The sequence below is a fragment of the Streptomyces sp. NBC_00250 genome, assembly GCF_036192275.1.
GTDB lineage: Bacteria > Actinomycetota > Actinomycetes > Streptomycetales > Streptomycetaceae > Streptomyces.
In genome coordinates, this window is record NZ_CP108088.1 from 6,373,828 (window position 1) to 6,387,010 (window position 13,183).

General features: G+C 72.7%; 13 protein-coding genes and 1 riboswitch. Of the genes, 8 read left to right on the plus strand and 5 right to left on the minus strand.

Going from position 1 to position 13,183, the window contains the following annotated elements; genetic code table 11:
- Window positions 1-43: 43 nt before the first annotated feature.
- Window positions 44-122, minus strand: a riboswitch (cobalamin riboswitch).
- A 226-nt stretch (window positions 123-348) separates the two neighbouring features.
- Window positions 349-2,067 (plus strand): serine/threonine-protein kinase, encoded by a 1,719-nt coding sequence (locus OG259_RS28840; protein WP_328944901.1) that lies wholly within the window; start codon window positions 349-351, stop codon window positions 2,065-2,067.
- 4 nt (window positions 2,068-2,071) lie between these two features.
- On the opposite strand, the gene OG259_RS28845 is transcribed toward OG259_RS28840, so the two are convergent.
- On the minus strand, window positions 2,072-3,109 hold the full coding sequence (locus OG259_RS28845; RefSeq protein WP_328944902.1) for an MBL fold metallo-hydrolase: 1,038 nt from the start codon (window positions 3,107-3,109) through the stop codon (window positions 2,072-2,074).
- Window positions 3,110-3,259: 150 nt separating this feature from the next.
- Here OG259_RS28845 and OG259_RS28850 point away from each other — a divergent pair, with 150 nt between their 5' ends.
- The 4 genes from OG259_RS28850 (at window position 3,260) to OG259_RS28865 (ending at window position 6,282) form a co-directional block, all read left to right on the plus strand.
- Window positions 3,260-4,723, plus strand: coding sequence for an aldehyde dehydrogenase (locus OG259_RS28850; RefSeq protein ID WP_328944903.1), 1,464 nt, complete (start codon window positions 3,260-3,262; stop codon window positions 4,721-4,723).
- Window positions 4,723-4,956, plus strand: coding sequence for a ferredoxin (locus OG259_RS28855; RefSeq protein WP_266891366.1), 234 nt, complete (start codon window positions 4,723-4,725; stop codon window positions 4,954-4,956). The genes OG259_RS28850 and OG259_RS28855 overlap by 1 nt, the downstream gene beginning before the upstream one ends.
- A 111-nt stretch (window positions 4,957-5,067) precedes the next feature.
- A complete protein-coding gene (locus OG259_RS28860; RefSeq protein WP_328944904.1) occupies window positions 5,068-5,649 on the plus strand; it encodes a hypothetical protein in 582 nt (193 codons plus the stop codon).
- A 99-nt stretch (window positions 5,650-5,748) separates the two neighbouring features.
- Window positions 5,749-6,282: a hypothetical protein gene (locus OG259_RS28865; protein ID WP_328944905.1), complete on the plus strand. Its 534-nt coding sequence runs from the start codon at window positions 5,749-5,751 to the stop codon at window positions 6,280-6,282.
- A 137-nt stretch (window positions 6,283-6,419) separates the two neighbouring features.
- Here OG259_RS28865 and OG259_RS28870 read toward each other — a convergent pair whose 3' ends face one another.
- A complete protein-coding gene (locus tag OG259_RS28870; protein ID WP_328944906.1) occupies window positions 6,420-7,046 on the minus strand; it encodes a TetR family transcriptional regulator in 627 nt (208 codons plus the stop codon).
- A gap of 227 nt (window positions 7,047-7,273) precedes the next feature.
- Between OG259_RS28870 and OG259_RS28875 the strand changes: the two genes are divergently transcribed.
- The 3 genes from OG259_RS28875 (at window position 7,274) to OG259_RS28885 (ending at window position 10,600) form a co-directional block, all read left to right on the plus strand.
- Window positions 7,274-8,608 carry a glycosyltransferase family 4 protein gene (locus OG259_RS28875; RefSeq protein ID WP_328944907.1) on the plus strand — a complete coding sequence of 445 codons (1,335 nt, stop codon included), beginning with the start codon at window positions 7,274-7,276 and terminating at the stop codon, window positions 8,606-8,608.
- Window positions 8,609-8,777: 169 nt separating this feature from the next.
- A complete protein-coding gene (locus OG259_RS28880) occupies window positions 8,778-9,512 on the plus strand; it encodes a class I SAM-dependent methyltransferase (protein WP_328944908.1) in 735 nt (244 codons plus the stop codon).
- The gene (locus OG259_RS28885; RefSeq protein WP_328944909.1) at window positions 9,509-10,600 is read left to right on the plus strand and encodes a prenyltransferase; all 1,092 of its coding nucleotides are present in this window, start codon (window positions 9,509-9,511) and stop codon (window positions 10,598-10,600) included. Before OG259_RS28880 ends, OG259_RS28885 begins: the two co-directional genes overlap by 4 nt.
- A 60-nt stretch (window positions 10,601-10,660) precedes the next feature.
- On the opposite strand, the gene OG259_RS28890 is transcribed toward OG259_RS28885, so the two are convergent.
- The 3 genes from OG259_RS28890 to OG259_RS28900 form a co-directional block, all read right to left on the minus strand.
- Window positions 10,661-11,557 (minus strand): hypothetical protein, encoded by an 897-nt coding sequence (locus tag OG259_RS28890; protein WP_328944910.1) that lies wholly within the window; start codon window positions 11,555-11,557, stop codon window positions 10,661-10,663.
- Between the two features lie 97 nt (window positions 11,558-11,654).
- Window positions 11,655-12,119 (minus strand): peptidase inhibitor family I36 protein, encoded by a 465-nt coding sequence (locus tag OG259_RS28895; protein ID WP_328944911.1) that lies wholly within the window; start codon window positions 12,117-12,119, stop codon window positions 11,655-11,657.
- Between the two features lie 167 nt (window positions 12,120-12,286).
- Complete coding sequence (locus tag OG259_RS28900) at window positions 12,287-13,174, minus strand: hypothetical protein (RefSeq protein WP_328944912.1); 888 nt, start codon at window positions 13,172-13,174, stop codon at window positions 12,287-12,289.
- Window positions 13,175-13,183 lie beyond the last annotated feature (9 nt).

The following is a 13,183-nucleotide window of genomic DNA, read 5'->3' on the forward strand; positions in this document are numbered from 1 at the left end:
GGCTCCGTATTCCTCGACGGTGCCGGCGGTCACGTCCCGGGCGGGGCATTCCGACTTGCCGCTCCCGGGTGGGGAGTCGGCTCACGGTTGCGGGTCAGTGCCGGATTCCCACCGGCTTCCCCCCGTACGGGCATGATGACGACGCCCTCACTCTACCGGCCCGTAGGCCCGCGGCCGGGCGGGTGCGAGGCGCCTCACACCGGGCTGCGCGGGCGCGTGGGACGGCCTGTGACGCGGGCTTCGCGGGCGCGCTGCCGGGGGAGGGGCCGCTGTGCCATCCTGACGGCTGCTCGCGTACGCAGGCGCACGCGCGCGATGACGAGGACAGCGTCTTCAGGGGGGTGCGGAATGCGGCCGTTGACCGAGCGCGACCCACGGGCGGTCGGTCCCTACCGGCTGCTCTACCGCCTGGGCGAGGGCGGCATGGGCCGGGTCTACCTCGGCCGGTCGCGGGGCGGCCGGACCGTCGCCCTCAAGGTGGTGCACGACACCCTCGCCGGAGACCCCGGATTCCGTACGCGCTTCGCCCGCGAGGTGCGGGCCGCCCAGTCCTTACAAGGTGCGGGGACCGTGCCCGTCCTGGACGCCGACCCGAACGCGGAGGTGCCCTGGCTGGCCACCGCGTACGTACCCGGCCCGGCGCTCTCCGAGGCGGTGACCGGACACGGGCCGCTGCCCGCTCCGGCCCTGTGGCGCCTGCTCTCCGGCCTCGCGCACGCCCTCGAAGGGGTGCACGGCGCCGGCCTGGTGCACCGGGACGTCAAACCGTCCAACGTGCTGCTGTCGCCGTCCGGCCCCCTGCTCATCGACTTCGGCATCGCGCGCTCGGCCGACGAGACGGCCCTGACGGGGACGGGACTGGTGGTCGGGTCGCCGGGGTTCATGTCGCCGGAGCAGGCGGAGGGGCGCACGATCGGACCCGCGGCGGACGTCTTCTCGCTGGGCGCGGTCCTCGCCTTCGCGGCGACCGGCCGCGGCCCCTTCGGGGGCGGCTCGGTCGCTGAGCTCCTCTACCGCCTGGTGCATCACGAGCCGGACCTCGCCGGTGTGGAGGGGCCTTTCGGGGAGCTCGTACGGCGCTGTCTGGCCAAGCGGCCCGAGGACCGTCCGGCGGTGGCCGAACTCGCGGCCGCCGCGGACACCGACGCCCACCGGGCGGAGGCGGGGACATGGCTGCCGGCACCGGTGATCGCGGCCATCGCGCAGAAGGCGGAGGAGCTGCTCAACGCGGAGGCGGAGGACGGACCGGAGCCCGGCGCGGGCGGCCCGCAGGTGCCGGGAACGGGTGCGGGCGGCGCGCCGACGGACTCGGGCGCGGCCCCCGGCGCCACCACCGCCGTACTGCCGTCGTCGAACCCGCCCGCACCGGCTCCACCGGAGAGCCCGCCCTCGTCCCCCACGCCGCCGCCGACGCCCCGTCGATCGCCCGGGGGCCTGCCGGATCCCGAGGCCCGCCCACGGCCCGAGCCCCCCGCCCCCACCGCCGTCCTGCCCGCGCGGGAGCCGGTCCGGGGTTCCGGCGCCGTACCGCGCGCCCGGGCCGCCTCGACCTCCCCCGCGGGGGTGTCGCTGCCGCGCGAGATCGCCCTGCGGGCGCTGACCGCAGGGCTCGGGCGGCCGGTCCTCGGGCTGTTCTATCTGGTGCCGATGGTGGCCTTCCTGGTGGGCGGGGCCGACCTCATGACCCGGGCCGTGGACCACCCCTCGCTCTCCGACCAGCAGCAGGGGCCCTATCTGTGGGCGATGAACGACTGGTGGCGGGTCCCCGCGACCCTGCTCCTCATCGCCGCGATGGTCGGGCTCCACGGCTACCGGCGACGGCTGCGGACGGTCCGACCTGGCCGGGTCCGGCTGTGGTCGGCCGGTGTCGCCCTCTACTGGATCGCGCTGTGCGTGGTGCTGACCCTGCACCTCCTCTGGTTCCTGTTCGTGCACAACGGCTACGAGTACGGGGACGACGGCGGCCGGCACTACCTCTGGTGGGTGGCGATGCCGGTGATGATCCTCGGCGGCGGCGTCTCTCCGGTGGTCCTGATCTCGTCGGTCATCCGCCTCTTCAAGGCGTGACGGCTCACACGGCCACGTACTCCACCGGTTCCGTCCCCGGCACCGCCTCCGCGCGGCCCAGTTTCACCAGGCGGCGGACGTGGGCCTCGGCCTCGCTGACGGCGATGTTCCGGGAGCCGTAGGGGATCTGTTCCCAGGGGCGGTTCCACTCCATCCGCTCGGCGAGCTGCCAGGGGGTGAGCGGGGCGGCGAGCAGGCCGAGGAGTCCGGTGAGCCGCTCCTCGTGGTGGTCGAGGAGCTCACCGACCCGGCCGGCGGCATCGGCGAAGGCGTGCTGGTGGGCGGGGAGGACCTCGGCGACGCCGAGGCGGCCGATGCGTTCGAGGGAGTCGAGGTAGTCGCCGAGGGGGTCGGTCTCGGTGGCGTCGTCGGGGTCCTCGTACAGCCCGATGTGCGGGGTGATCCCGGGCAGCAGGTGGTCGCCGGAGAAGAGCCGCCCGTGGCCGGGCAGCCGGGAGGGGTGCTCCTCCTCCAGGTGCAGGCAGACGTGGCCGGGGGTGTGGCCGGGGGTCCAGATCGCGCGCAGTCGCCGTCCGGCCAGGTCGAGGAGCTCGCCGGGGACGATCTCCCGGTCGGGGAGGGCGGAGCGCAGGCCGGGGAAGGTGCGCATACGGCCTGAGTCGCGGGCGGCCCGCAGCGGGGCGAGGTGGTCCTCGGGGGCGCCGACGGCGGCGAGCTTGCGGGCGAGGTAGTCGAGCCAGGTGCCGGGTTCGGCCTCGCGGGTGCGGCGGACGACGGCGGTGTCGGCGGCGTGCATGGCGATCCAGGCCCCGGACTCCTCGCGGACGCGGCCGGAGAGACCGTGGTGGTCCGGGTGGTGGTGGGTGATGACCACGCCGTGGACCTCCCGCACGGAGAGCCCCAACGCATCGAGTCCGCCGGTGAGTTCGGCCCAGGACGCGGGATCGTCCCAGCCGGTGTCGACGAGGACCGGACCGCGGTCGGTGTCGAGGACATGGACCAGGGTGTGGCCGAGGGGGTTGTCGGGGATGGGCACCCGGAGCGACCAGACCCCTCCGCCGTGCTCGGTCACCTGGGGCATGGGTCCCTGCATGGATCCTCATCTCTCCACGGCGGTACGGAAGTTCTCCGCGGCGGTACGGAGCGTGCTCGACCGTTGCCCATCATAACTAGAACTGGTATCAGTTCTGAGACATCGTCAGGAATTAACTCCCCTCAGAAGGCGGCGGTCATGACCGAGCTTGTGGAGCACGGAAAGCTGTTCATCGGCGGGGAGTTGACCGACCCGCTCGGCGAGGACGTCATCGAGGTGGTGTCCCCGCACACCGAGGAGGTCATCGGCCGTGTCCCGCATGCCTCCACCGCCGACGTCGACCGGGCCGTGGCCGCCGCCCGCCGGGCCTTCGACGAGGGGCCCTGGCCCCGGATGACGGTGGAGGAGCGGATCGCCGTCGTCAGCCGCATCAAGGACGCGATCGCCGTACGGCACGAGGAGATCGCCCGCTCCATCAGCGCGCAGAACGGCTCCCCGTACTCCTGGTCCGTGCTCGCCCAGGCGCTCGGCGCGATGATGGTCTGGGACGCGGCGATCACCGTCGCCCGCGACTTCACGTACGAGGAGCGGCGCGGCGGCATCCTCGGGCCGCTGCTCGTCCGGCGGGAGCCGGTCGGTGTCGTCGCGGCCGTCGTCCCGTGGAACGTGCCGCAGTTCACCGCCGCCGCCAAGCTGGGACCCGCGCTGCTGGCCGGCTGCACGGTGGTCCTCAAGCCGTCGCCGGAGTCGCCCCTCGACTCGTACATCCTCGCCGACATCGCCACCGAGGCCGGGCTGCCCGAGGGCGTGCTCAGCATCCTGCCCGCCGACCGCGAGGTCAGCGAGTACCTCGTCGGCCACCCGGGCGTCGACAAGGTCTCCTTCACCGGATCGGTCGCCGCCGGCAAACGCGTCATGGAGGTCGCCGCCCGCAACCTCACCCGCGTCACCCTCGAACTCGGCGGCAAGTCGGCCGCCGTGATCCTGCCCGACGCCGACCTCGCGACCGCCGTCGCCGGGATCGTCCCGGCCGCCTGGATGAACAACGGCCAGGCCTGCGTCGCCCAGACCCGGATCCTCGTCCCCCGCTCCCGGTACGAGGAGATCGCCGAGGCCTTCGCCGCGGCGGCCGGCGCGCTCGTCGTCGGCGACCCGCTCGACCCGGCCACCCAGGTCGGCCCGCTCGTCGCCCGGCGCCAGCAGCAGCGCTCCCTCGACTACATCCGGATCGGCCAGGAGGAGGGCGCCAAGGTCCTCTCCGGCGGCGGACGTCCCGCCGGGCTCGACCGCGGCTGGTACGTCGAGCCGACCCTCTTCGGCGGCGTCGACAACTCGATGCGGATCGCCCGCGAGGAGATCTTCGGCCCGGTCATCTGCCTCCTGCCGTACGGGGACGAGGCCGAGGCGCACCGGATCGCGAACGACTCCGACTTCGGTCTCAGCGGCAGCGTCTGGACCGGGGACGTGGAGCACGGCATCGACTTCGCCCGGGGTGTGCGCACCGGCACCTTCAACGTCAACACCTTCAGCCTGGACATGCTCGGCCCCTTCGGCGGCTACAAGAACTCCGGCCTGGGGCGGGAGTTCGGCCCCGAGGGCTTCGGCGAGTACCTGGAGCACAAGATGATCCACCTGCCGGGCGGCTACGAGGGCGGCGCGTGATGGGCGACCGCTGGCACGTCGAGGTCGACCGGAGCATCTGCATCGGCTCCGGCATGTGCGTCAACCACGCCCCGGACGGCTTCCGCCTCGACACCGCCCGCCAGTCCCACCCGGCGGAGGCGGAGTCGGACGCGGGCGAGGCACTGCTCGCGGCGGCCGAGGGGTGCCCGGTGGAGGCGATCCTCATCACCGTCGCGGACAGCGGGGAGCCGGTGTTCCCCCCGGAGGAGTGAACGGCCCGGCCGCGCCCCGGGCCCTCCGGGCCGGAACCGCTGTGACCTGCGCGTACCGCATGTGTGACACTCCCTCGGCACACGTACGTACGCGCAGGGAGCGGGGCAGGCATGTGGGGTCGGGACAGACGGTGGGCGACGGTCGCGGGAGCGACGGCGGTGCTCCTCCTCGGGGCGGGGTGCGGGACCGGCGCGGGGGCCGGGGACTCCGCCTTCGGCCGTGAGACGGCGCACGCGGAGATCGTCGCCGCCGTGGAGAAGTCGGGACTGCCGAAGTCCGACCTTCCGGGGCTCGGCGGGCCGACCCCCACGGGTTCCACGCCGGGGCCCACCCCGTCCACGGAGCGGGAGCGGCTCGCGGAGCGCGCCGCCGCCTGCACTGCCGCGTGGCAGTACGTCGGACCTCCCGTCGACGGCTCCCGCGACGGCTTCAAGAAGGCGGTAGCCGCCCTCGTCGGCCAGAAGTGGACCGAGGGGAACCGTCAGGTGGAGAAGCTCGACGAGCACGGGGGCACCCTGACCGGGGTCACGCTCAAGAAGCGTGGCTGGACGCTGTACGCCCGTCACACCAGCGCGCAGCAGGCGATGAGCCTGGAGATGATCTCCCTGCAGGCTTCGGAGGACGCGTGCATGGCCAAGTTCGGCAAGAGGGAGCGGGAGACACTGTTCGGGCCGGACGCCGAACAGCCCTGACGAATGGCGCGGTTGCGCACGTCGCCCGTTCCCACGTGCAAAACTGTGCCGTTGAAAACGGGGGCAAGAGGCCGTCGTACATGCCTTTTTGGGAGTGTCGTGCGCAAGGCGAAGTGGGTGGCCGCGGCCGCCGGAGTGGTTCTGCTGGTCGCCGGTTGCGGAAGCGAGGGCGGCGGTACGGCCAAGGGCGGCTCGTCGTCGGCGGGTTCGAGCGCCACGGGCGGCTCCGGCGGTTCGGGCGGCGACGAGCGGCTCACCGGGACCGCTGTCACCAAGGAGATCACCGACGCGGCGACGGGGGCCGGCTTCACGCAGGACTCCTCGGGCGAGCAGATCCCGGCCGAGGCCAAGGACTGCATGGTCAGCTGGACGGCCGACGGCGAGAAGGCGACGAACCCGGCGAAGTCCTACACGGACACGGTCGCGACCCTGACCAAGGGCGGCTGGAACGAGGAGCGGAGCTCCGGGGCGGCCGGTTCGACGATCAAGTCCCTGAAGAAGAGCAGCTGGCAGCTCCAGGCCAGCAACCACTCCGCCGGCCCGCTGAAGCTGGTGATGTTCGTCGCCGTCGACAGCAGCCCGGCGTGCGCGGCCGTCATCGCGGAGGCCAACGCGAAGGCCAAGACCTCCTGACCGGTGCCGCTCGCGTCCCCGGTACGTCGACCGCCGGGGACACGAGCGGCGACTGCGGCGCGACCGCGAACCCGACTGTGGCGCGACCGCGACCCCGACTGCGGCGTGACCGCGACCCCGACTGCGCCGCGCCCCGCCTACGACGGTGTCGGCCTCGGCGCCGTCAGGTCGATCAGCCTGCACACCGTCTCGATGTCGATCTTCACCTGGGCGATCGAGGCGCGCCCCGACAGCCAGGTGATCAGCGCCGAGTGCCAGGTGTGCTCGATCACCCGGACCGCCGAGAGCTGCTCCGGCGTCGGGTGCTCCGCCCCCATCGCGTCCAGGATGATCGCCGTCGTCAGCCGTGAGACCGTGTCGACCTCGGGGCTCACACCGCGGTCCGCGAAGGTCAGCGCCCGTACCATCGCGTCGGCGAGCTGCGGTTCGCGCTGGAGCGCGCGGAAGGCCCGCATCAGTGTCTCCGCGACCCGCTCCGCCGGGTCGGCGCCCGCCGGCGGCCGCTTCCGCAGGGTGGTGTGCATGTGCTGGAGCTGGTCCTGCATGGTCGCCACGAGCAGGTGGATCTTGGAGGGGAAGTAGCGGTACAGCGTCCCCAGGGCCACCCCGGCCGCCTCGGCGACCTCCCGCATCTGCACGGCGTCGAAGCCGCCCCGCGCCGCGAGCTGTGCGCTGGCGTTCAGGATGCGGCGGCGCCGCGCCTCCTGGCGCTCCGTGAGGGGCGGCGACGCGGGTCTGAGGTCCGCTCTGTTGTCTGCGGTCATGAGGTCCCGTTCCGTGCGGTGGGGAGCGACAGTATGGCGGTGTGGGCGCCGTGGCGCGAATCACCTGTTCCGGCTCTCACCACGGAGCTACCTGCCGGTAGATTCTGTCCTCCTTGAAGGATCAAGGAGATCAAGCCAGAGATCAAGAACGATCAAGTCTGTAACTTGTTCTAGATTAGCGCGAGCGGTTACGCTCCGGCGAAACTCACGCTCGAAGGGGGTCGCGCATGACCGCTGAGGCCATAGAGGCAAGCCCCCGACAGGGCGTCACCGCTGCCGGTGACGGTCCGTTGCGGATCGCTCTCCTCACGTACAAGGGGAACCCCTTCTGCGGCGGTCAGGGCGTCTACGTCCGGCACCTCTCCCGCGAACTCGCCCGCCTCGGGCACAGCGTCGAGGTCATCGGCTCCCAGCCGTACCCCGTCCTCGACGAGGGTGAGGGCCTTGCGGGCCTCACGCTCACCGAGATCGCCAGCCTCGACCTCTACCGCTCGCCGGACCCCTTCCGGACGCCGAAGCGGGACGAGTACCGCGACTGGATCGACGCGCTCGAAGTCGCCACCATGTGGACCGGCGGCTTCCCCGAGCCCCTCACCTTCTCCCTGCGGGCCCGGCGCATGCTCGCCGCCCGCCGCGGCGACTTCGACGTCGTCCACGACAACCAGACCCTCGGGTACGGGCTCCTCGGCGGGCCGCGCGCGATCGGCGCCCCGCTCGTCACCACGATCCACCACCCCATCACCGTCGACCGGCAGCTGGAGATCGACGCCGCCGCCGACTGGAAGCGCCGCGCGTCCGTCCGCCGCTGGTACGCCTTCACCCGCATGCAGAAGCGCGTCGCCCGCCGGCTGCCGTCCGTGCTCACCGTCTCCGGCACCTCCCGGCAGGAGATCGTCGACCACCTCGGCGTACGCGACGACCGCATCCGGGTCGTCCACATCGGCGCCGACACCGACCTCTGGTCGCCCGACCCCTCCGTCGCCGAGATCCCCGGCCGGATCGTCACCACCTCCAGCGCCGACGTCCCGCTCAAGGGCCTCATCCACCTGATCGAGGCGCTCGCCAAGCTCCGCACCGAGAACCCCGACGCGCACCTCGTCGTCGTCGGCAAGCGCGCCGAGGACGGCCCCGTCGCCGCCGCGATCGAGCGGTACGGGCTCGACGGCGCCGTCGAGTTCGTCAAGGGCATCAGCGACGCGGAGCTCGTCGACCTGGTGCGGTCGGCGCAGGTGTCCTGCGTGCCGTCGCTGTACGAGGGGTTCTCGCTGCCGGCGGCCGAGGCGATGGCCACGGGGACGCCGCTGGTCGCCACGACCGGCGGGGCGATTCCCGAGGTCGCGGGGGCCGACGGCGAGACGTGTCTTGCGGTGCCGCCCGGGGATGCGGGGGCGCTGGCCGCGGCGCTCGGGCGGGTGCTGGATGACTCTGCCCTGCGGGCACGGCTCGGCGCGGCCGGGCGGGAACGGGTGCTGTCCCGGTTCACCTGGGCCAAGGCCGCCCAGGGCACGGCCGAGCTGTACCGCGAGGCGGTCGCCCGGCAGGGAGTCGGAGCCCGCCGGTGACACCTCGCCGCCGTTGCCGAGTGCGGCCCGGTGGGTGGGGTGAGCCCACCCTCCCCCAAGCTCTCGGCTTCGCTCGGGCAGGGGGGACCCCCAGCGCCCTGCGGAACGCCTGCCCACCACAGGGCGGCGACCGCCCACCCCGACTCTCCAACCGCGAAAGCAGGATCTCGTGCTGACCGTCGACTTCACTCGTTTCCCGCTCGCCCCCGGCGACCGTGTGCTCGATCTGGGCTGTGGTGCGGGGCGGCATGCCTTCGAGTGCTACCGGCGCGGTGCGCAGGTCGTGGCGCTCGACCAGAACGGCGAGGAGATCCGCGAGGTCGCCAAGTGGTTCGCGGCCATGAAGGAGGCGGGGGAGGCCCCGGCGGGCGCGACCGCCACCGCGATGGAGGGCGACGCCCTCAACCTGCCCTTCCCCGACGAGTCCTTCGACGTCGTCATCATCTCCGAGGTCATGGAGCACATCCCGGACGACAAGGGTGTCCTCGCCGAGATGGTCCGCGTCCTCAAGCCGGGCGGCCGGATCGCGATCACCGTCCCGCGCTACGGCCCCGAGAAGATCTGCTGGACGCTCTCCGACGCGTACCACGAGGTCGAGGGCGGTCACATCCGCATCTACAAGGCCGACGAACTCCTCGGCAAGATCCGGCAGGCCGGCCTCAAGCCGTACGGCACCCACCACGCGCACGCGCTGCACTCGCCGTACTGGTGGCTGAAGTGCGCCTTCGGCGTCGACAACGACAAGGCGCTGCCGGTCCGCGCGTACCACAAGCTCCTGGTCTGGGACATCATGAAGAAGCCCGCCCTGACCCGGGTCGCCGAGCAGCTGCTCAACCCGGTCGTCGGCAAGAGCTTCGTGGCGTACGCGACCAAGCCCCACCTGCCCAAGGCCGACACCCAGTGACCTCCCCCGAGCGCATCGCCGAGCACCTCGTCCTGCCCGGGGTGCTCACGGCCGAGCAGGCCGCCGAGACCGTCACCGGGATACTCGCGGTGCAGCGCGAGGACGGTGCCCTGCCCTGGTTCCGCGGCCACCACCTCGACCCGTGGGACCACACCGAGGCCGCCATGGCCCTGGACGCGGCCGGTGAGCACGCCGCCGCCGCCCGCGCCTACGAGTGGCTCGCCCGCCACCAGAACAGCGACGGCTCCTGGTACGCCGCCTACCACGACGGCGAGCCCGACCAGGTCACCGACCGGAGCCTGGAGTCCAACTTCGTCGCGTACATCGCGGTCGGCGTCTGGCACCACTACCTGTCCACCGGCGACGACGCCTTCCTCGACCGCATGTGGCCCGCCGTCTACGCGGCCGTCGAGTTCGTCCTCGGGCTCCAGCAGCCCGGCGGTCAGATCGGCTGGAAGCGCGAGCCCGACGGCACCCCCGTGAACGACGCCCTGCTCACCGGCAGTTCCTCGATCCACCAGGCGCTCCGCTGCGCGCTCGCCATCGCCGAGACCCGTGAAGAGCCGCAGCCCGACTGGGAGTTGGCAGCCGGCGCCCTCGGTCACGCGATACGTCGGCACCCCGAGCGCTTCCTCGACAAGTCCCGCTACTCGATGGACTGGTACTACCCGGTCCTCGGCGGCGCGGTCACCGGACCCGAGGCGAAGACCCGTATCGAGGCCGACTGGGACACGTTCGTCGTGCCCGGCCTCGGCGTGCGCTGCGTGATCCCCAACCCGTGGGTCACCGGCGGCGAGAGCTGCGAACTCGCCCTCGCCCTCTGGGCGATGGGGGAGTCCGACCGGGCCCTCACGATCCTCCAGGACATCCAGCACCTGCGCGCCGACAACGGCATGTACTGGACGGGATACGTCTTCGAGGGCGACACCGACAGCGACAAGGCCATGTGGCCCGAGGAGCAGACCAGCTGGACCGCCGGCTCCCTCCTCCTCGCGGTCGCGGCCCTCGGCGGCGAGGAGGCGACCGTCGCCGTCTTCGGCGGCGAGCGGCTTCCGGCCGGGCTCGAACCGGACTGCTGCGGCGGCTAGGTCGTGTCCGGAAAGTAGCGCCGTCCGCCCGCGGGCCGGGCGGGACTTTCCGGACACGGCCTACGCCTTCGGTACGGGAATCGTGCGCGTCGCCTCGTCCTGGCGGCGCAGCAGGGTCTTCCAGTCGCGGTCGACGTCCGGACGGGCGTCCAGCCAGCGCTGTTGGACGGCGGCGAGACGCGCGTATGCCGTGGGCAGGTAGCCGGTCGATTCCTTGCAGCGCAGGTCGGCGGCGAGCGAGGCGTCGGTGCGGCGGGCGCCCACCGTACGCAGTGAGGCGAGCAGTCGTGCGGGATCGGTCGCGTCGCGGAACCCGGCCCCGTTCATGCACGCCCGCCAGCGGCCGTTCAGGGCGCGGAACTCCGGGTCCTTCTCCAGGTGCGTCCGCGCCTGTTCCTGAGCCTCGAAGAGCATGATCCGCACCTGGAGCCACCGCATCCGGCCGTCGCCCAGGACCTTGGTCTCGGCCTCGGCGAGACAGCCGTTCCCCGGCCGGGAGACCTTCATCCGGCCGCTGCCCTTGGCGCTCACCCGCTTCTTCTCGTCCCCGAAGAGAGCCAGTCCGTACGCCTTCGTGGTCTCGGGGCCGCCGGGCACGGGCGGCTTCTCGGCGGGCGGCGGGGTCTCGGCCGACGGCGCCGCGGATTCCTGCCCGAAGGGCTGCGGCCGCTGGTCGGTGCCCGTGCCGGGCTGCGGCGGGGCCGGTGGGGCGTACCGGAAGCCGTGTTCGGCCATGCAGGCGACGGCGTACCGGCGCTGCGCCTCAGTGCTGCGGTAGTCGACATCGGTCCAGCTGAAGAGGCGCTCGGTCACCGGAGGCAGCGCGTGCGGCGCGGTGGCGGCGGCCGGGACCCGAGCGGCGTCGGGCGGGGCGACGAGGGCGCATCCGCCGACGGCGGCCGCACCGCCCCCGAGGATCACGGCGAGAGCGAGGGCGCTACGGCCGGGGCCGGTCATGGCGGTGGCTGCCTTTCTGCGGAACGTCTTTCCGCGGAACGTGGGGAGCGTGTGGGCGCGGCGTACTCCTGTGCCGCCGCGCCCTCGGGTGGGCGGATCAGTAGCAGTGGACGCTCGTGGTGCCCCGCAGCAGGAGTGAACTGGCCACGTTCTGCTGGTCGAGCGGCATGTAGGTGAAGTCGCCGATGGAGCTGCCCGGATTGACGCAGAAGGCCAGACCGCCGCCGTAGTTGATGTCGCGGTAGTAGTGGCTCTCGTATCCGGCGGTGCTGGAGTTGCTGGCCGCGGACACCTTGTCGTTCACGACGTCTCCGTACCCGTAGCCGTAGTACCCGTCGGCGCCGTGGACGTCGAAGATGTCGTCGGTGAAGTCGGGGTCGCTGGTGAAGTACTGGTGCGAGGCGCCGGCCTTGGTGTACAGGTGGAAGGCGCAGTGGTAGCCCGAGGGGCAGTTGTAGCCGGCCGAGGCCGTGCTCGCGGTGGCGATTCCGGCTCCGAAGAGCAGAGCGGTGGACGTGGCGACGGCCGCGAGCTTTCTGCGGAAGCCCGTGTTGTTGCTCATGGTGTGAGGCGACCCTTTCTGGTCCCGTACGCATCCGGACCGCTTCCGGGTGCGCCTTCACCCTCAGGGCGCGGGGTGTCGTCCGGCCAGGCCTCCCGCCGTCCCGGGGACGCCGCGGGAGCGATGCGGGACGGCGGGCCCCGTACCGAGCCGTCCGGCACGGCGGGTCAGGCTTCGGGGAAGGAGATGCGGATGCGGTAGCGCTTTTCCAACTCCCTTATTTTCTTGGGTAGTTCGATGCGCAATGCCGCGATCTCGGCGGAGTGCGAGGCCCGGAACGTCGCAGCCGCCTTCTCGCGGAGCGGCACCCGCGCGGCCTCCACGGGCTTCATGCACGTCGCGTAGACGGCCCCGAGCCTGCGGGCGTCGGCGGCGTCGGCGGCCTGCAGACGCCGGTCGACGAGGGCGAAGAAGGCGTCCTCGTCGCGGGTGTTCACCTCGTGTGCGGCAAGGCAACGCCCGAGGCCGGCGTAGGCCCGCCGGACCTCGGGGGCGCGGTCGACCGGTGCGATCTCCGCGAACCAGCTCATGTGCAACCGGGCGTAGACCTGGGTGAGTTCCCGTCCGACGGTCCTTCCCTCGGCGAGGCACCGCTGAAGCCGGGGGCCCGGTGCCGTGGGCGGGTCCGTCGTGGGGCGCGTCACGGGCGGCGTGCCCGGGACGGCGGCGCCCTCTCCGAAGCCGTGCGTCCCGAGGAAGTCCAGGTCGGGAAGACCGGAGTACCGGGTGAACATCGGCGGAGGGGAGTCCGGCACGGTCTCACCGATCCGGCGCGCACAGCCGTCGACCGCCCACGCGGCGGCAAGCCTGCCGAAGGCGTCCAGGCCCTGCGTCCAACGGGTGCCCTCTCCCGTGGTCGGCAGCACCAGGGAGGCGACGTCCGCCGGCATGTCGTACGACACCGACACCGACACCGACGCGGGCGCGGGGGAGGCCCGCCGCTCCTGCGGGCCGGCCGCGTCCGGGGTGCTCGTGCAGGCGCCGACGAGGGAGGCCAGGGCGGCACACAGGACGAGGGCGCCGAGGCGGCGTGGGCGGCGGGCGGCGCGAGGCATGGTCGGGTG